The organism is Paraburkholderia sp. EG304, assembly GCF_046543485.1.
In the GTDB taxonomy this organism is placed as follows: Bacteria; Pseudomonadota; Gammaproteobacteria; order Burkholderiales; family Burkholderiaceae; genus Paraburkholderia; species Paraburkholderia youngii.
Genome location: NZ_JBKGUA010000002.1, coordinates 18,954 through 37,179 on the forward strand (window position 1 = coordinate 18,954; position 18,226 = coordinate 37,179).

The window sequence follows — 18,226 nt, forward strand, 5'->3', positions numbered from 1 at the left end:
GCCGCTACCATTGGTCGCGCCGCCGCCTATCACCCGTGCTGACTTTTTTCGCGCGGCGCGCCGATATCGCGCTTCCAGTCCCGGCGCGGCCGGCAGAGCCGGCAACCATCGCCGCGGGCACCCACCGAGCGCAACTCACACTTCGAAACAGACCCCAGAGTTTGCGTTCCGGTAGAATGCGCCGCATGAATATGTCGACCAGCCAGCCAGGCACGGAAATCGGCTATACGTGGTCCATCCGCGTGTACTACGAAGATACCGACGCCGGCGGCATCGTGTTTTACGCCAATTACCTGAAGTTTTTCGAACGGGCTCGCACCGAATGGCTGCGCGCGTGTGGCGTCGACCAGCATCGGCTTGCGGAAGAAAACGACGCGATTTTCATCGTGCGCAGTACCGCGGTCGATTACCGGGCTCCGGCCCGGCTCGACGATCTCGTGAAAATTATCAGCCGGATCGAGCGTCTTGGCCGAGCTTCGGTAGATTTCGCGCAGGAAGCCTGGCGTGAAGGCACGTTACTTGCTAGCGGGTCGGTCCGGGTTGGCTGTGTGGACCGCGCGACGCTACGACCAGTTGCGATCCCGCCTTCGGTTCTCGCCGCGCTGCGGCACGGACCGGGCGTCGGCGAGAGAGCGGACTGAACCACGGCGGCATGTCAACGGACGATACCTGAGCCTCGTTGTTACGGGGCCAGTGAACTCATACCGGTCAGGTAGCACAAAGCATGGTTCGGCTTCGATATCGCCGAAGCTTCCGTTTTGCCCACGGCAAGCTTGAAGCGGCTTTGCAGCCGGACGCCCCCTTCCCGGGACGTTAAAACGAACCTTTATGAACACTACACAAGATCTGTCGATCGTTTCACTCGTACTCAACGCGAGCCTGCTGGCCCAGGCCGTCATGGCTCTGCTGCTGTTGCTGTCGCTACTCTCATGGACTTTCATCTTCCGCAAGTGGTTTGCGATTCGCCGGGCGCGCGCGCAAACTGAACGCTTCGAGCGCGATTTCTGGTCGGGCGGCGACCTGCAGGCGCTGTATCAGAGCGCCGCGAACAACCGCCACACGATCGGCGCGCTCGAGCGGATTTTCGAGTCCGGCATGCGTGAATTCCTGAAAGGCAAAGAGAAACGCCTGAACGATCCCGGCGCGATTCTCGACGGCGCCCGGCGCGCGATGCGCGCGGCATTCCAGCGTGAAATGGACGTGCTCGAGGCGAACCTCGCGTTTCTCGCATCGGTCGGTTCGGTCAGCCCGTATATCGGTCTGTTCGGCACGGTGTGGGGGATCATGAATGCGTTCCGCGGCCTCGCAAACGTGCAGCAGGCCACGCTCGCGAACGTCGCGCCGGGCATCGCCGAGGCGCTGACCGCCACCGCGATCGGCCTGTTCGCCGCGATTCCGGCCGTGGTCGCCTACAACCGCTACGCGCACGACATCGACCGTCTGGCGATCCGTTTCGAAACCTTCATCGAAGAGTTCTCGAACATCCTGCAGCGCCAGGCACACTAAGGAGGCTCCGATGGCAGGCTCCCGCTCCTCCAGCATGCGTGGCTCGCGCTCGCGTCGCGCGATGGCCGACATCAACGTCGTGCCGTACATCGACGTGATGCTCGTGCTGCTCGTGATCTTCATGGTCACGGCGCCGCTCGTCGCACCGTCGATCGTCAATCTGCCGACCGTCGGTGGTGCCGCGCCGCAGCAGCAGACGCCGCCCGTGATCGTCAACATCCGCGCGGACGGCAACATGAGCGTCAAGTACAAGGACGACTCCGGCACGCAGCAGCAGGAAGACATGACGAAAGCTGGCCTCAAAGGTTTCATCGCCGATCGGGCACAATCGCACCCGGATCAGCCCGTCGTGATTGCCGCCGACAAAACCGTGAAGTACGAAGTCGTGATGAATGTGATGTCCGAGTTGAAGGCTCAGGGCGTCAAGCGCGTTGGATTGCTTGTCAAATCGCAATGATCCGCAAGAACACCGAATATCCGCTTCAGCCACCGCGTGAACGCGGCACCGGGCGAGCTTTTCTGTTCGCGCTGGTGATGCATGCGCTGCTCGGATTCTTTCTTTATCACGGCATCCAGTGGCAAAACAGCACGCCGGAGGGCGAGCAGGCGGAACTGTGGACCGAGGTGCCGGATTCCGCGATCCCGCATCCCGTCGTCACGCCGCCGCCCGCGCCGGTCGCCCCTGCCCCGCCCGTGCGCGACGAGCAGGCCGACATCGCGCTGCAGGAAAAGAAACGCCAGCAGCAGGAAGCCGCTCGCGCCGCGCAATTGGCCGAACAGCAGCGCCAGTTGAAGCTGAAAGAGCAGCAGGAAGCGGAAGCGAAGCGCCAGCAGCAATTGGCGGCCGAACAGGCGGCCCAGCTCGCGGCGCAGAAGGCCGCGAAGCTCAAGCAGCAACAGGCGCAGCAGCAACAACAGCAACAGCAGCAGGCCGAGAAGCTCAAGCAGCAGCAGCTCGCCGAGCAGCAGAAGCAGCAGCAACTGAAGGAACAGCAGGAGCAGCAGCAAAAGCAGGCTCAGGCGGAAGCGCAAAAGAAGGCCGAGGCCGAAAAGGCGGCGAAGGCGAAGGCGCAAGCCGAAGCGGCGGCACAAGCGAAGAAGCAGCTCGATGCGGACCGTCGCGCGCGGCTGGCGCAAATGCAGGGTCTGGCTGGTGGCGTCGGCGGCAGCAGTTCTAGCAGCAACGGACTGGGCAAGAGCGGAACGGGTAGCGGCTCCGGGGGCACGGCGGCATCGCCGGGTTACGCGGACAAGGTACGCCGGCTGGTGCTTCAGCATGTGAACTGGGGCGGCGAAACGGAAGGACTGGAGACCGTGATCGCCGTGCGCTGTTCGCCGGACGGCAATCAGCTGAGCGCAAACATTACCCACAGCAGCGGCAACGCCGCGTGGGACGCCGCCGCGTTGCGAGCGGTGAAAGCCTCCGATCCGATGCCGCGGGACGTGAATGGCAAGACGCCGGACTACTTCACTATCACGCTGCGTCCGGCAGCTTGATGTGCAGGCTGACAGCCGACTGACATCCAACGCCGCGCCCCACCAGGCCGGCGTTGCGCGGGAACGAAATAACCGTTTACCGGTCTGTCTGCTGTCTTCGAGTATTAAGTAAAACCGTTTTGAGGAACCCATACAGCATGAGTTTGATGACCAAGCTAGGCCTGCGAACACTCGTGGCAACGTGCCTGATCGCCGTCGGCGGCGCCGCCAACGCACAACTCAACGTCCTCGTGACGGGCGTCGGATCCACCCAGTTTCCGATCGCAACGGCGAATTTCGCCAATGAAGCGAACTCCCCGCAGCAGGTCAGCACGATCGTGCGTCAGGATCTGCAACGCAGCGGCAAATTCACGAATATCGACGCAGGCTCGGCGCCAGTGTCCGAGACCGACTCCGTCGACCTCGGCGCATGGAAGGCGAAGGGCGCCAATGCGTTCGTCGCGGGCAGCGTGAACCGCCTGCCGAACGGCCAGTACGAAGTGCGCTTCAAGCTGTACGACACGGTCAAGGGCGAAAGCCTCGGCGGCCTCGTGCTAGTGAGCCCGGAAAGCGGTCTGCGCATGAGCGCGCACAAGGTCGCGGACTACATTTACGCCAAGCTGATGGGCAATCGCGGCGTGTTCGCGACGCGCCTCTCGTATGTGATCAAGTCGGGCAACCGCTACCAGCTGCAGATCTCGGATTCGGACGGCCAGGACGCGCATATCGCGCTGTCGAGCCCCGAGCCGATCATCTCGCCGGCCTGGTCGCCGGACGGCACCAAGGTCGCGTACGTGTCGTTCGAGAAGAAGAAGCCGATCGTCTATATCCACGACCTGCCTACGGGCCGGCGCATCGTCGTATCGGACCAGAAGGGCAACAACAGCGCGCCGGCGTGGTCGCCGGATGGCCGCACGCTCGCCGTCGCGCTGTCGCGTACCGGCAATACGCAGATTTTCGCGGTCAACGCGGACGGCAGCGGTCTGCGTCGTCTCACGCAGGGCAGCTCGATCGACACCGAGCCGACCTACTCTCCTGACGGTCAGTGGATCTATTTCACGAGCGACCGCGGCGGCGCTCCGCAGATCTACAAGATGCCGGCGCAAGGCGAAAGCGCGGGCAACGCGCAACGCGTCACGTTTACGGGCAGCTACAACACCAGCCCGCGTGTGAGTCCTGACGGCAAGGAGCTTGCCTACATCTCGCGCGTCGGCGGTGCATTCAAGCTGTACATCCAGGACCTGCAAGGCGGAACCGCTACGGGCCTGACGGACACTTCACATGACGAATCGCCGAGCTTCGCGGCGAACGGTCAGTACATTCTTTACGCCACTCAGGTGAACGGCCGTGGCGTGTTGGCCGCAGTATCGACCGATGGTCGCACTCGGCAGGTCCTGTCCGTTCAGGGGGGCAGCGTACGCGAGCCATCCTGGGGCCCGTTTATGCAATAACGTTGATGCAATAACACAAGGAGAGTAATCAAATGATGTCCAAACTTCGTTTCGCATTCGCCGTCGTGATGGTCGGTGCATTGGCCGCATGTCACTCTGGCGTCAAGCTCGACGAAAACGCCGGCAAGGGCGCAGGCTCGGGTCAACCGAATCCGAACGACGTCGCGACGGTCAACGTCGACCCGCTGAACGATCCGAACAGCCCGCTCGCAAAGCGCAGCATCTACTTCGACTTCGACAGCTACTCGGTGAAGGACGACTATCAAGCGCTGCTGCAACAACACGCGCAATATCTGAAGGGTCACCCGCAGCGTCACGTGCTGATCCAGGGCAACACCGACGAGCGCGGCACCAGCGAATACAACCTGGCACTCGGCCAGAAGCGTGCTGAAGCCGTGCGTCGTTCGCTGTCGCTGATGGGCGTGTCGGATTCGCAGATGGAAGCCGTGAGCCTCGGCAAGGAAAAGCCGCTGGCAACGGGTCATGACGAAGCGTCGTGGGCACAGAACCGCCGCGCCGACCTCGTGTATCAACAGTAAGTCAACGGGTGATAAGCCGAATGACGCATCGTTTCTCCTGGCTGCGGGTTGCCGCAGCGGCCTGCGTCGCAGGCACGGCCCTCGTGGCCGTGCCCGCCCATGCGGGCATGTTCGACGACGATCAGGCCCGCCAGGCCATTCTCGATCTGCGCTCGAAGACCGATAGTCTGTCGAGCCAGCTGTCGGCGGCGCAGCGCACGATCCTCGATCAGTCCAACCGTCTCGACCAGCTGAACCAGCAGGTCGCGACGCTGCGCGGACAGAACGAGGACATGGCGAACCAGCTCACGACGCTGCAAAAGCAGCAGAAGGACTACTACACCGATCTCGACACGCGCCTGAAGAAATTCGAGCCGCAGCAGCAGACGGTGGATGGCGTCCAGGGCGAGGTGCAGCCGGGTGAAACCGATGCGTTCAACGCGGCTTCACAGCAGTTCCGCAGCGGGGACTTCAAGAGCGCGGCGGCATCGTTCCGCAGCTTCATCTCCAAATATCCGAGCAGCCCCTATCAGCCGACCGCGCAATACTGGCTCGGCAACGCGCTGTATGCACTGCGCGACTACAAGGGTTCGACGGCGGTCTGGCAAGGTATCGTGGCCAAGTACCCGCAGCATCCGCGTGCGCCGGAAGCGCTGCTCGCGATCGCGAACAATCAGCTCGAACAAGGCCAGAAGGCCGCGGCGAAAAAGACGCTCGAGCAGATCGTCGCGCAATACGCCGGCTCGGACGTCGCGCAGTCGGCGCAGAGCAAGCTGTCGCAGATCAAGTAGTTCGCGGTGGCGGATTGATCACGTTTTGACGTAGTTGTCGGCAGTAACGCGCAGTGTCCGAAGTGATAGCCACGCGCGCCTCTCGCTGGGAAGCCCGGGTAGTGATGCCCGGGCTTTTCATTTTGGCCTGATGGCCTTGTACTGTTGACAGGCCATCGGTTCGCCGATATAATTTCGCTTCTCTTTTGGGTCGTTAGCTCAGCTGGTAGAGCAGCGGACTTTTAATCCGTTGGTCACAGGTTCGAATCCCGTACGGCCTACCAAAAGATTCGAGGGCCGACATGCGAATGCATGTCGGCCCTTTTCTTTTTCCGTTGCCCGCACCCGCAAACGTCGAAAACGATGGCGCGCGACGCGCGGCAGCATCGGGTCTGGCAGCATCGGGTCTGGCAGCATCGGGTCTATCCGGTGACATCGAGTTCGGCGCGGACGAAAGCAGTCACCGCCCCCATTCTCGCCTAGACTAGGCCGTGCGCGATGCCGCTCGGCCTCGCCCAGCGCTCGCTGTCGTTCGACACGCCGAAATCGGCGGCCTGTAATGAAACGGTGGTCGAGCTGGGTGTCGCGCGCTTTGCGCTGGCGCGCGCGAGAATGCGCTGCTCGTGCACGTAGAAGAATTCGAGTTGGCGTGCGTCGGACGCTTTCCGTTCGAGCTCGAACACATCCTCGAGCACGCGCCGCGACACGTGAAAACGCTGAAGCCCGCGGCCAAGTTGGATCTGAAAGACAACACCGTCGCTGTTATGCGGCACCGCTGCCCAGATAAGCGGAATGCTACTCATGGAGCCCCCGTAACTGGATCTTCATGTCAGGAACATCGACATTTGATCCTCGCACGGATAGACGCTCGGCGCGACTTGTCAAAATTTAAACAATGTCGATTTGGTGTTTTCACCACAGTGCAATCTGTTGCACAACTTCGAAGTCGGCGGCAATCGCTACGAAGATGACATGCGGCTACGACAGGGCGGTCTCAACGGCGATTTCTTTCCTTGGGCCGACAGCGGTTTCCGCGTGACCGGAGGCCTGCGACTCTTCACATTCCAATTGCACACAAAAGCGCTCGAAAGAAAGAGTGACACGGTTATCGCTTCTTCCGGTTATTTATCGAGATGAAAAGATATGCAATGATCGCCGCCGAATCAGCGGAGCATGTCTGAACCTTGCGTGAGCATACGTTCCGGCAAACCCACGGCGCATTGCTTTTTCATTGAACCGATAATGACCAACTTTCTGTTCGATCTGCTATCGAACCTCGCCTTGCTCGCCATCGTGTCGATGGCCTGTCGACTGTATAACCGGTTTGGGTTGGGTGCCACCTTGAGTGGCCCGGTGATTTTCATCGTGCTCGCGCTGGTCGCGTGCGTGCTCGACGGCTTGTTGACCTTTGTCGTGTTCGCCGACGCGCAGAGCCGCTACGGACAATTCGTCCGGCCGACTTTATTTCTTCAGCGTGCTGGCGCATATGCGCTCGCAATCGTGATCGCTTTCTCGTGGCATCGCATGTCGACGCGCAAGCGAGCCGTGAAAAGCGACCAGGACAACGCAGTTGTCATCCGCACGTCACCGTATTCCGAATCGCGGCTGCGCATGTAGGCGCGGCGCGCTCGACCGGCTTCTCACATACTCCCGCCATTCTTCGTCTCTCAATTGCCGCCCGCGAGCAGCGCAGGAACGGTCCTTGCGCAGGCGGGCGCCGTCGGCTATAACTCCCGAAGACCGCGCGTTGTGGGTCATGGCACCACCGTCGTTCAATCCGTTGATGACAACTTATAACGAGGAACATCTTGGATATCGAAACCGCACGTGCATTCATCATGACCCGGGGCATCGACATCGGCACCAAGGTGATCGGCGCCATCGTGCTGTGGATCGTCGGCCGCTGGGTCATCGGGCTGATCTCCAACCTGTTGCGCAAGGTGCTCGCGCGCAATGGCAAGGTCGATCCGACGCTCGCTCACTACCTCGCGTCGATTCTCGGCGCGTTGCTGAACCTGCTGCTCGTCCTCGCAATCCTGCAAATCTTCGGTGTGCAGACGACGTCGTTCGCCGCATTGCTCGCCGGTCTCGGCCTCGCGATCGGTACTGCATGGGGCGGCCTGCTCGCGCACTTCGCGGCCGGCGTGTTCATGCAGGTGCTGCGACCGTTCAAGGTCGGCGATTTCGTCACGGCCGCGGGGGTCACCGGCACCGTCACCGAGTTGGGCCTGTTCGGCACGACGATCGTCACGCCGGACAACGTAATGACCATCGTCGGCAACAACAAGATCTTTTCCGACACCATCTCGAACTACAGCGTGCTGCCGTTCCGGCGCGTCGAGCTGACCGCGAAGATCGCAAACGGCGTCGATCCGACCGACGCGATCGCGCGTCTGAAAGCCGCCGTCGCGAAGATTCCGAACGTGTCCGAAAACCCCGCGCCGGACATCGAGGTCTTGAGCTTCACGCCGGAAGGACCGCTGCTGTGCGTGCGTCCTTATTCGTCCAACCAGAACTACTGGCAGGTCTACTTCGACACCAATCGCGCGATCGTGCAGACCTTCAAGGAAGCCGGCTATCCGACGCCGGAAACGCCGCTCGCGCCGCGCGCGATCACGCGCGATTGATGTGATCTAACATGCGCGCGAAGCCGGCACGCGTCGCCGGCACCGCGGCATGAAAAAAGGCGTCGCGAGATTCGCGACGCCTTCCGGTTTTCAAGGCCTGAAATAAACCTGGCAACAGCTCGTCAACGCGTACTCGCGTTCGCGCCATTCTTGCGCAGCATCTTCCACAACGCGGCGAGCACGACCGGCACGATTGCCGCGCCGATACCGACCAGCACGATCACGTTCAGATACTGACGGATGAACGGAATGTTGCCGAAGAAATAGCCGAGCAGCACGAGCAGCAGCACCCACGACAGCGCGCCGACGACATTGAACATCTGGAAGCGGCTCCACGTCATCGACGACGCACCCGCGACGAACGGCGCAAAGGTCCGCACGACCGGGATGAAACGCGCGAGCACGATCGTCTTGCCGCCGTGTTTCTCATAGAAATCGTGAGTCTTTTGCAGCGCGGCACGATCGAGAAAACGCTCGAGCACCGGAATATGCGAATTGAACACGCGCGGTCCGATCGCACGGCCGATCAGATAGTTGGTCGTATTGCCGCCGATTGCCGCCACCAGCAGCAGCAGGATCAGCAGCCCGAGATGCATCTGCCCGGCCGCGCAGAACGCGCCGCCGATGAACAGCAGCGAGTCGCCTGGCAGAAATGGCAGAACCACGAGTCCGGTTTCTGCGAACACGATTGCGAATAGCACCGCGTAGACCCAAGTGCCATACACCTGGATGAAGTCCCCGAGGAACTTGTCGATGTGTAGGACAAGGTTGGCGAAATGGAGCAACGTATCCAAGGAATGTCCTTATAAACCAGTGTTTGCGTAGAGGAGAAACGGCCGTCGCGCGACCCAATAACAGGGGCAGCAAGCGGCGGGCCGACCGCTGCGAATTGACCGCGACATGATACAGAAAGTGCCTCGGTTCGATTAAAAAACTGCGGGTCGGGCGCCGGCACGGGCGGCGTGCGCCGAGTCGCTATAATTTCGCCATGTCCGAATTCTCCGAAACGCCTGCGGGCACCGCGGCCGCGGCCGCACCCTCCGACGGCTCCCGCGCGGCGCCCGCGCCGCGTCCGCTGCGCGCGATCCAGCCGCTCCCCGATCAATTGATCAGCCAGATCGCCGCCGGCGAAGTGGTCGAGCGGCCGGCGTCGGTGGTCAAGGAGTTGCTCGAGAATGCGCTCGACGCGGGCGCGCAGACGCTGCGCATCCTGCTGGACGAAGGCGGCGTCAAACGCATCTCGATCACCGACGACGGCTGCGGCATCCCCGAGAACGAACTCGTACTCGCACTGACGCGCCATGCGACCAGCAAGATCCGCTCGCTTGCCGAGCTCGAAGCGGTCGCGACGCTCGGGTTTCGCGGTGAAGCGCTGGCGTCGATTGCGTCGGTCGCGCAGATGAGCATCACGAGCCGCACGGCCGACGTGCCGCACGCGGTACGCATCGATGCGGAGACCGGCGTGCTGAGCCCCGCTGCCGGTACGCAAGGCACGACGATCGAAGTCCGCGAGCTGTACTTCAACACGCCCGCGCGCCGCAAATTCCTGAAGAGCGAACAGACCGAACTCGGCCACTGTCTCGAACAGATCCGCCGCGCCGCTCTCGCGCGGCCGGACGTCGCGATCTCCGTGCTGCACAACGGCAAGGCCGTCGAACACTGGAACGCGAGCGAGCCGCCCGCGCGCGTCGCGAAGATTCTCGGCGACACGTTCGCGACCGCCCATTTACCGCTCGACGAATCCGCCGGCCCGCTCGCAATCTACGGCTGCGCCGGTCTGCCGACCGCAAGCCGCGGCCGCGCCGATCAACAGTATTTCTTCGTCAACGGCCGCTTCGTGCGGGATAAGCTGCTTACGCACGCGGTACGCGCCGCGTATGAAGACGTGCTGCACGGTGAGCGTTATCCGTCGTACGTGCTGTTCCTCGATTTGCCGCCAGAGGGCGTCGACGTGAACGTGCATCCGTCGAAAATCGAGGTGCGTTTCCGCGATTCGCGCTCGATCCACCAGTTCGTGTTCCATGCGGTGCAGCGCGCGCTCGCGCGGCACGCGGGCGCGTCGCCGGAAACGACGGCTGGCGGGCATGCGGCGCACCTGGAGCCGTCGGCCGGTGGACCGGCTTCGTTTGGCTCGACGCCGCTGGGTGGCAGCAGCGGCGCAGGCGACGGCATTGTCGCGGGCGCCGGTGTTTCGAGCGGCGCGGGCTTCGACGCCGGGAGCCGTGGCAGCTTTGGCGGCGGCAACGGGTTCAGCAGCTTCGGCGCCTCGCAGCCCGGCAACACGTGGATGCGCCAGGCGCGCATGACGCAAGGCACACTGCCGGTCGCGCAACCGCTCGCCGGTTACGACGCGCTGTTCGGCCGCAAGGATCCGCTCGCGGGCCGGGTCGAGGGCGCGTCGCTGCTCGAAGCACGTGACTCGGCGAGCGAAACGACGTCGCCGTACGACGCACCACCGTTCGCGTCGCGCTCGGCTTCCCCCGCATTCGATGCCACCGACGATCAGCCGCTCGGCTTCGCGCTCGGCCAGATCCACGGCATCTACGTGCTCGCGCAGAACCGCCACGGGCTCGTGATCGTCGACATGCATGCCGCGCACGAGCGCATCCTGTACGAGCAGTTCAAGAACGCGCTTGCCGACCGCGCGATCGCCGTGCAGCCGCTGTTGATTCCGCAGACGATGCAGGCCGATCCGGTCGAAATCGGCACGGTCGAGGAAGAGCGCGATACGCTCGATGCGCTCGGCTTCGACCTCGCGATGCTGTCGCCGACCACGCTCGCGATCCGCGCAGTCCCCGCGTTGCTGAAGGACGCGGATCTGCAAGCGCTCGCGCGCGCGGTGCTGTCCGACCTGCACGCGTTCGGCGGCTCGCGGGTGCTGACCGAGCGTCAGCACGAACTGCTCGGCACGCTCGCGTGCCATCACGCGGTGCGCGCGAACCGGCGTCTGACGCTCGACGAAATGAATGCGCTGTTGCGCCAGATGGAAGCGACCGAGCGCGCCGACCAGTGCAACCACGGGCGTCCGACCTGGTATCAGCTGACGCTGGCCGATCTCGATCGGCTGTTCATGCGCGGCCAGTAACGCGCCGCGTTCGATCACACCGCCCGCGCTGCGCGCCCGCTTGCCCATGACGTCACGCCCTACCCTGATCCCGTGCCTGCTCGGCCCGACCGCGTCCGGCAAGACCGCCGCCGCGCTCGCGCTCGCCGCGCGGCGGCCAGTCGAAATCATCAGCGTCGACTCTGCGCTCGTCTATCGCGAGATGGACATCGGCACCGCGAAGCCGACCGCGGAAGAACGCGCGGTCGCGCCGCATCATCTGATCGATATCGTCGATCCGGCCGACTCGTACTCGGCCGCACAGTTTCGCGCCGATACGCTGCGGCTCGTCGATGAAATTCATGCGCGCGGGCGGCTGCCGCTGCTGGTCGGCGGGACGATGCTGTACTACAAGGCGCTCACGCACGGACTCAACGATCTGCCCGGCGCCGATGCCGAACTACGCGCGACGCTCGACGCCGATGCCGCCCACGACGGCTGGCCGGCGCTTCACGCACGACTCGCCGCGCTCGATCCGGTCACGGCCGCGCGTCTCGCGCCGAACGATTCGCAGCGCATCCAGCGCGCGCTGGAAGTGTTCATGCTGACCGGCCAGCCGATGTCGGCGCTGCTCGCCGCGCCCGCGCGCACCGACGACGCCGCGTCGGCATGGCGCTTCGTGCCGGTCGCGCTGGAGCCGTCCGAGCGTGGCGTGCTGCACTCGCGCATCGAGCAGCGCTTCGATGCGATGCTCGCACATGGGTTCATCGATGAAGTGGTGAAGCTGCGCGCGCGCGGCGACCTGCTGCCAGAGATGTCGTCGATGCGCTGCGTCGGCTATCGGCAGGTGTGGGAATACCTCGATGGCGCGGTCGATTATCGGACCATGCGCGACAAGGGCATCTTCGCGACGCGGCAACTCTGCAAGCGGCAGCTCACGTGGCTGCGCAGCATGCCGGAGAGACAGGTGGTGGATTGCTGCGATCCGCACGCGACGGCGCGGGTGGTGGAGTTGATCGAGACGCTGGTTCGAGACGACGATCGAAGTGAGGGAATCGGAGGGATCTGAAGCGGGGATTTGAAGCGGGAAATGTAAAGCACAGGATTCGAAGCCCGCGTGGCGCGCCGTTGCTGCACGCCACGCGAACCCTCGTCAATCGTTAGACCACGACCGTCTGCGCTTCACCCGCCGCGCTCTCACGGACCGTGCCGATCTTCCAGACCTGCTCGCCCGCCGCGGACAGCTGACCGATTGCCGCCTGGGCATCCGCGGCCGACACGATCACCGCCATACCGATACCGCAGTTGAACACGCGGTGCATTTCAGCATCGGCGACGCCGCCGTGCTTCTGCAGCCACGAGAACAGCGGCGGCAGCGGCCACGCGCGATGATCGAGCTCGGCCGTCAGACCCTCGCGCAGCACACGCGGAATGTTCTCGACCAGGCCGCCGCCGGTGATGTGCGCCATACCCTTCACCTCGAGCTGCTGCATCAGCGCGAGCAACGGCTTCACGTAGATGCGCGTCGGCGCCATCAGCGCGTCCGCGAGCGGGCGGCCGTCGAAGTCCGCGTTCAGATCGGGATTGGCGCGCTCGATGATCTTGCGCACCAGCGAAAAGCCGTTCGAATGGATGCCGCTCGAAGCGAGCCCGAGCACCACGTCGCCGGGAGCGATCTTGCTGCCGTCGATGATCTTGCTCTTTTCCACCGCGCCGACCGCGAAACCGGCCAGATCGTATTCGCCGTCCGGATACATGCCCGGCATTTCCGCGGTTTCGCCGCCGATCAGCGCGCAGCCCGACAGCTCGCAGCCTTGCGCAATGCCCTTCACGACGGTCGCCGCCGTGCCGACATCGAGCTTGCCGCAGGCGAAATAGTCGAGGAAGAACAGCGGCTCGGCGCCCTGCACGAGGATGTCGTTGACGCTCATCGCGACGAGATCCTGGCCGACCGTGTCGTGCTTGTTCAGCTGGAACGCGAGACGCAGCTTGGTGCCGACGCCGTCGGTGCCGGACACGAGCACCGGCTCCTTGTACTTCTTCGGCACTTCGAACAGCGCGCCGAATCCGCCGATGCCGCCCAGCACGCCGTCGCGCAGGGTCTTCTTGGCAAAGGGCTTGATGGCGTCGACGAGGGCGTCGCCCGCATCGATGTCCACGCCGGCGTCGCGATACGACAAACCTTGGGCGTCAGGAGCGGATTTCGGTTGATTCATGGGGAAAAGCTCGAAGGTCGGTAAAATGCGATTTTACCCGATGCTGGCCGCCCGGCTGGAATTCGCGCGTTCCGACGAAATCCTGGAAACGACTTTGCTACACGACACTCCGATTCCGGCGCCGCCGACCCGCGCAATTCCGTCCGCCGCCCATCGCGACGCTCGGCCTCACGACCCGGCGAGCACGCTTCACGACAACTAAGCGCCTGGCAACGTTCCAGGCCCCGAGGTCCGGGCCACTCGCGGCGCGAGCCTCATTTTCGGCATTAACCTACTGTGCTTCGTCAACTGACGCTCGATCTCGGCACCCCGCCGCCATCGACATTCGACAATTTCTTCGCCGGCGCGAACGCCGAGCTGGTCACGCGCCTGCGTGAGCTCGACGACGCGCTCGCCTCCGGACCGGTCGCCGATCGCACCTTCTACATCTGGGGCGAAGCCGGCAGCGGCCGCACGCATCTGCTGCAGGCGCTCGTGCACGAAGCGCCGCCGGGACATGCGCGCTTCGCCGGTCCGCAAAGCAGCCTCGCCGCCTTCGGCTTCGATCCGCGCGTCGCGCTCTATGCGATCGACGACTGCGACGCGCTGTCGGCCGCGCAGCAGATCGCCGTGTTCAACCTGTTCAACGAGGTGCGGGCGCATCCGACCAGCGCGCTCGTCGCCGCAGGCAACGCGGCGCCGATCGCCATGACGGTGCGCGAGGATTTGCGCACCCGCCTCGGCTGGGGTCTGGTGTTTCATCTCGCGCCGCTGCCCGACGACGCGAAGGCCGCGGTGCTGAAACGCGCGGCGCGCGAGCGCGGCATCATGCTCGCCGACGACGTGCCGGCCTACCTGCTCACGCATTTTCGCCGCGACATGCCGAGCCTGATGGCGCTGCTCGACGCGCTCGACCGCTTCTCGCTCGAACAGAAACGCGCGGTCACGCTGCCGCTGTTGCGCACGATGCTCGCCTCGCCCGATCCCGCCACCACGCCGGGTTCACACGCCGCTCTTCCGGCTTCAAGTAAAATAGGCCCCCATGGCTAATCTTGCACTCTTCGATCTCGACCACACGCTCATTCCCACGGACAGCGACCACGAATGGGGCCGCTTCATGGTGAAAAAAGGTATGGTCGACGCCGAAAATTTCGCCCGTGAAAACGACCGCTTCTACGCCGACTACAAGGCCGGCAAGCTCGACATTCACGCTTATCTGATCGCCATGCTGACGCCGCTCGCGAAGTACACGCGCGCGCAGCTCGCGGACTTTCACGCGCAGTACATGCACGAGGTCATTACGCCCGCCATCCAGCCGGTGGCGATCGAGCTCGTCAAACAGCATCGCGAAGCGGGCGACCTGTGCTGCGTCGTCACGGCGACCAACGAATTCATCACGCGGCCGATCGCCCAGGCATTCGGCGTCGACACGCTGATCGCGTGCGAGGCGGAGACCGTCGGCGGCGATCCGCACGGCGCTTATACCGGCCGCCCGACCGGCACGCCGAGCTACAAGGAAGGCAAGATCGTGCGCACCGAAATGTGGCTCGCGTCGCTCGGAAAGACGTGGAGCGACTTCGAGCACAGCTATTTCTATAGCGATTCGCACAACGACATCCCGCTGCTCGAAAAAGTCACCGATCCCATCGCGACCAATCCGGACGACACGTTGCGCGCCCATGCGCAGGCCAAAGGCTGGCGCATCCTCGAACTCTTCCAACCCTCGTGATCAAGAAACTCATCCGCAAGCTATTCGGCCAGGACACGGCGAGCGCTGACGACACGCTGTCCGCCGCCAGCGTCGACGACCACGCCAACGACAAGCCGCCGGCGCGCGGCAAGTCCGCTTCCGGCGCGACCGTATCCGGCACGGCCGCGCGGCCGCGTCGCAAATCGACCGCCGCTGCCGCCGCACAGGCGCCGCGCGAACCGGACGTCCCCGTCATCATTCCGCACGACGTGCACGGCATCGACCCCACGCTGATCTCGCGCAATGCGATCCGCGTGACCGAGGGCCTGCAACAGGCGGGCTTCCGCGCGTTCATCGTCGGCGGCGCGGTGCGCGACCTGCTGCTCGGCGTGAAGCCGAAAGACTTCGACGTCGCGACCGACGCGACGCCCGAACAGGTGCAGAAGCTGTTCCGCAGAGCACGCATCATCGGCCGGCGCTTCCAGATCGTGCACGTGCAGTTCGGCCAGGAAATCATCGAGACCTCGACGTTCCGCGCGCTGGTCGATCCGCCCGCGGCCGACGCGCCGCCGCCGAAGCGTCTGAAGCGCGACGAGCTCGACCGCCGCACTCACGCGGTCGACGCGAGCGGCCGCGTGCTGCGCGACAACGTGTGGGGTGAACAGCACGAGGACGCCACGCGCCGCGACTTCACGATCAACGCGATGTACTACGATCCGGCAACGCAGACCGTGCTGGACTACCACAACGGCATGGCCGACATGCGCACGCGCCTGCTGCGCATGATCGGCGACCCGGCCACGCGTTATCGTGAGGACCCGGTGCGCATGCTGCGCGTCGTGCGCTTCGCCGCCAAGCTCGACTTCGAGATCGACGACGCCACGCGCGCGCCGATCGAGAAGATGGCCGATCTGATCAACAACGTGCCCGCCGCGCGTCTGTTCGACGAAATGCTGAAGCTGATGCTGTCGGGTCACGCGCTCGCGTGCCTGAAGCGGCTGCGCCAGGAAGGCCTGCATCACGGGCTGCTGCCGCTGCTCGACGTGGTGCTCGAGCAGCCGACCGGCGAGAAATTCATTTCTCTGGCACTCTCTAATACAGATGCACGCGTGCTGGCCGGCAAGCCGGTGTCGCCGGGCTTCCTGTTCGCGACGCTGTTGTGGCACGACGTGCAGCAGCGCTGGCAGAAGTTCGAGGCCGAAGGCGAGTATCCGGTGCCGGCGCTGCATCGCGCGATGGACGAAGTGCTCGACATGCAGACCGAAAAGCTCGCGATCCACAAGCGCTTCTCGGCCGACATGCGCGAGATCTGGGGTCTGCAGCTGCGCCTCGAAAAGCGCTCGGGCCGCAGCGCGCTGAAGCTGCTGGAACACCAAAGATTTAGAGCGGGGTATGATTTCCTCCTGTTGCGCTGCGCATCGGGCGAACTCGACGAGTCGGTCGGTGCGTGGTGGACGGAGTTCATCGAAGGAGACGCTGCCGCGCGCGAGGCATTGCTCACGCAAGGCGGGAAAGACCGGAGCCCCAGAAAACGACGGCGGCGCGGTGGCGCCAGAAACCGCAAATCAGGTGACGGGGTGGAGGGCGGCTCGTCCGCCGAACGCACGGACAACGACGCGGGCCGCGAAGGCTCGCACGAAGACTGACGCGGCGTTCGCGGAAGAGCCGTCGAAACGATAGTTGCAGGAAGTTATGCCATGACGGTTGCTTATCTTGGCCTCGGCGCGAATCTCGGGGACGCGCGCCAGACCCTGAAAGACGCGGTGGTGTGCCTCGCACAACAGCACACCATCACCGTGCTCGCCAAATCGAGCCTATATCGCACCGCCCCGATCGACGCGGGCGGCGACGACTATTTCAATTGCGTCGTGAAGCTGGAAACGACGCTCCCCGTGCGGCATCTGCTCGCGCTGTGTCACAAGATCGAGCATCATTTCGGCCGTGAGCGGCCGTTCCGCAATGCGCCGCGCACGCTCGATCTCGACATCCTGCTGTATGGCGATCAATCGATCGACGAAGCCGATCTGATCGTGCCGCATCCACGCCTCGTCGAGCGCGCGTTTGCGCTGGTGCCGCTGGTCGAGATCGACGCGGCGATCGTGATTCCGCAACATGGCAGGGCCGCCGCGCTGCTCGATAGCGTCAGCGATCAGCGCATCGAGAAGGTGAAGGGGCCCTGCCAGTGTCCGATGCTCAATGCACTCGCCGGTAATTCCGCCGAGAAAGGCCGCTGCGAATGAGTTCGCCGCCGCTCACGGTCACCGCGCCGCAGCTGCGCCCGCCGTTCGGCTATATCGCGATCGAGGGGCCGATCGGCGTCGGCAAGACCTCACTCGCGCGGCGCCTCGCGCAACGCTGGTCGATGCACGAACTGTTCGAGCGCTCGCAGGACAATCCGTTTCTTGAACGCTTCTACCGCGACACCGCGCGCTATGCGCTGCCGGTGCAGTTGCACTTCGCGCTGCAACGCGCGCAGCAGGCGCAGGAAGTGAGCGCCGCGCAGGCGAGTGGCACGCCGCTGATCGCCGACTTCATCACGCAGCGAAACGACATCTTCGCGCGTCTGACCTTGCAGGAAGACGAGTGGCAACTGTACCGCGCGCTTGCCGCGCGGCTCGACGTCAAGGCGCCGGAGCCGGACTTCGTCGTTTATCTGCAGGCGAGTCCCGAGGTGCTGTTCGCGCGCATCCAGAAGCGCGCGGTGCCGATGGAGCTGCAGATTTCCGATGCGTATCTGCGCGCGCTCTGCGACGCATACAACGAATTCTTCTACCACTACGACCGCACGCCCGTGCTGACGGTTAACGCCGAACACCTGAATCCGCTCGACTCCGACGCGGACCTTGCGCTGCTCGCCGAACGCATCGAGACGATGCGCGGCCGCAAGGAATTCTTTGTCAAAGCCACGTCGCTGTAAGCGGCGCGGCTAGTTCATTTTTCTCACTGGATT

At 64.0% G+C, this 18,226-nt stretch carries 19 protein-coding genes and 1 tRNA gene; 17 read left to right on the forward strand and 3 right to left on the reverse strand.

Translation table 11 applies throughout. The annotated features are described in order from the left end of the window. Window positions 1–176 precede the first annotated feature (176 nt). From ybgC to ACLFKU_RS02755, 8 genes are all read left to right on the forward strand, one after another. On the forward strand, window positions 177–641 hold the full coding sequence (gene ybgC, locus ACLFKU_RS02720) for a tol-pal system-associated acyl-CoA thioesterase (RefSeq protein ID WP_410848097.1): 465 nt from the start codon (window positions 177–179) through the stop codon (window positions 639–641). Window positions 642–828: 187 nt separating this feature from the next. Next, complete coding sequence (gene tolQ, locus ACLFKU_RS02725; protein ID WP_006047860.1) at window positions 829–1,506, forward strand: protein TolQ; 678 nt, start codon at window positions 829–831, stop codon at window positions 1,504–1,506. Window positions 1,507–1,516: 10 nt separating this feature from the next. Then, window positions 1,517–1,963: a protein TolR gene (gene tolR, locus ACLFKU_RS02730; RefSeq protein ID WP_013088523.1), complete on the forward strand. Its 447-nt coding sequence runs from the start codon at window positions 1,517–1,519 to the stop codon at window positions 1,961–1,963. Continuing rightward, window positions 1,960–3,003 carry a cell envelope integrity protein TolA gene (gene tolA / locus ACLFKU_RS02735; protein WP_176367635.1) on the forward strand — a complete coding sequence of 348 codons (1,044 nt, stop codon included), beginning with the start codon at window positions 1,960–1,962 and terminating at the stop codon, window positions 3,001–3,003. Before tolR ends, tolA begins: the two co-directional genes overlap by 4 nt. A gap of 137 nt (window positions 3,004–3,140) precedes the next feature. After that, the gene (gene tolB / locus ACLFKU_RS02740; protein WP_410848098.1) at window positions 3,141–4,433 is read left to right on the forward strand and encodes a Tol-Pal system beta propeller repeat protein TolB; all 1,293 of its coding nucleotides are present in this window, start codon (window positions 3,141–3,143) and stop codon (window positions 4,431–4,433) included. Between the two features lie 32 nt (window positions 4,434–4,465). After that, the gene (gene pal / locus ACLFKU_RS02745; RefSeq protein WP_368585417.1) at window positions 4,466–4,972 is read left to right on the forward strand and encodes a peptidoglycan-associated lipoprotein Pal; all 507 of its coding nucleotides are present in this window, start codon (window positions 4,466–4,468) and stop codon (window positions 4,970–4,972) included. 20 nt (window positions 4,973–4,992) lie between these two features. Next, on the forward strand, window positions 4,993–5,742 hold the full coding sequence (ybgF, locus tag ACLFKU_RS02750) for a tol-pal system protein YbgF (RefSeq protein WP_410848099.1): 750 nt from the start codon (window positions 4,993–4,995) through the stop codon (window positions 5,740–5,742). 187 nt (window positions 5,743–5,929) lie between these two features. Beyond that, window positions 5,930–6,005: transfer RNA gene (locus ACLFKU_RS02755), tRNA-Lys, on the forward strand. Window positions 6,006–6,200: 195 nt separating this feature from the next. Here ACLFKU_RS02755 and ACLFKU_RS02760 read toward each other — a convergent pair. Next, the gene (locus tag ACLFKU_RS02760; RefSeq protein WP_410848100.1) at window positions 6,201–6,524 is read right to left on the reverse strand and encodes a hypothetical protein; all 324 of its coding nucleotides are present in this window, start codon (window positions 6,522–6,524) and stop codon (window positions 6,201–6,203) included. 439 nt (window positions 6,525–6,963) lie between these two features. On the opposite strand from ACLFKU_RS02760, the gene ACLFKU_RS02765 reads away from it, so the two are divergent. Both ACLFKU_RS02765 and ACLFKU_RS02770 read left to right on the forward strand, forming a co-directional pair. Beyond that, complete coding sequence (locus tag ACLFKU_RS02765; protein WP_410848101.1) at window positions 6,964–7,338, forward strand: hypothetical protein; 375 nt, start codon at window positions 6,964–6,966, stop codon at window positions 7,336–7,338. A 191-nt stretch (window positions 7,339–7,529) separates the two neighbouring features. Then, window positions 7,530–8,348 (forward strand): mechanosensitive ion channel family protein, encoded by an 819-nt coding sequence (locus tag ACLFKU_RS02770; protein ID WP_018431865.1) that lies wholly within the window; start codon window positions 7,530–7,532, stop codon window positions 8,346–8,348. 122 nt (window positions 8,349–8,470) lie between these two features. Here ACLFKU_RS02770 and ACLFKU_RS02775 read toward each other — a convergent pair whose 3' ends face one another. After that, window positions 8,471–9,142, reverse strand: coding sequence for a VTT domain-containing protein (locus ACLFKU_RS02775; RefSeq protein ID WP_176109485.1), 672 nt, complete (start codon window positions 9,140–9,142; stop codon window positions 8,471–8,473). 194 nt (window positions 9,143–9,336) lie between these two features. Between ACLFKU_RS02775 and mutL the strand changes: the two genes are divergently transcribed. Together mutL and miaA are read left to right on the forward strand one after the other, a co-directional pair. Next, on the forward strand, window positions 9,337–11,433 hold the full coding sequence (gene mutL / locus ACLFKU_RS02780; RefSeq protein WP_410848102.1) for a DNA mismatch repair endonuclease MutL: 2,097 nt from the start codon (window positions 9,337–9,339) through the stop codon (window positions 11,431–11,433). A gap of 46 nt (window positions 11,434–11,479) precedes the next feature. Next, the gene (miaA, locus tag ACLFKU_RS02785) at window positions 11,480–12,460 is read left to right on the forward strand and encodes a tRNA (adenosine(37)-N6)-dimethylallyltransferase MiaA (RefSeq protein ID WP_410848103.1); all 981 of its coding nucleotides are present in this window, start codon (window positions 11,480–11,482) and stop codon (window positions 12,458–12,460) included. A gap of 91 nt (window positions 12,461–12,551) precedes the next feature. On the opposite strand, the gene purM is transcribed toward miaA, so the two are convergent. Continuing rightward, entirely contained in the window at window positions 12,552–13,607 is a 1,056-nt protein-coding gene (gene purM / locus ACLFKU_RS02790) for a phosphoribosylformylglycinamidine cyclo-ligase (RefSeq protein ID WP_410848104.1), read from the reverse strand. 276 nt (window positions 13,608–13,883) lie between these two features. On the opposite strand from purM, the gene hda reads away from it, so the two are divergent. The 5 genes from hda to ACLFKU_RS02815 are packed head-to-tail and all read left to right on the forward strand — an operon-like array spanning window position 13,884 to window position 18,193. Continuing rightward, window positions 13,884–14,636: a DnaA regulatory inactivator Hda gene (hda, locus tag ACLFKU_RS02795; RefSeq protein ID WP_368585424.1), complete on the forward strand. Its 753-nt coding sequence runs from the start codon at window positions 13,884–13,886 to the stop codon at window positions 14,634–14,636. Next, on the forward strand, window positions 14,629–15,315 hold the full coding sequence (locus ACLFKU_RS02800; RefSeq protein ID WP_013088509.1) for an HAD family hydrolase: 687 nt from the start codon (window positions 14,629–14,631) through the stop codon (window positions 15,313–15,315). Before hda ends, ACLFKU_RS02800 begins: the two co-directional genes overlap by 8 nt. Further along, window positions 15,312–16,922: a polynucleotide adenylyltransferase PcnB gene (gene pcnB, locus ACLFKU_RS02805; RefSeq protein ID WP_410848105.1), complete on the forward strand. Its 1,611-nt coding sequence runs from the start codon at window positions 15,312–15,314 to the stop codon at window positions 16,920–16,922. Before ACLFKU_RS02800 ends, pcnB begins: the two co-directional genes overlap by 4 nt. A 51-nt stretch (window positions 16,923–16,973) precedes the next feature. Then, on the forward strand, window positions 16,974–17,516 hold the full coding sequence (folK, locus tag ACLFKU_RS02810) for a 2-amino-4-hydroxy-6-hydroxymethyldihydropteridine diphosphokinase (protein ID WP_410848106.1): 543 nt from the start codon (window positions 16,974–16,976) through the stop codon (window positions 17,514–17,516). Continuing rightward, on the forward strand, window positions 17,513–18,193 hold the full coding sequence (locus ACLFKU_RS02815; RefSeq protein ID WP_410848107.1) for a deoxynucleoside kinase: 681 nt from the start codon (window positions 17,513–17,515) through the stop codon (window positions 18,191–18,193). The genes folK and ACLFKU_RS02815 overlap by 4 nt, the downstream gene beginning before the upstream one ends. Window positions 18,194–18,226 lie beyond the last annotated feature (33 nt).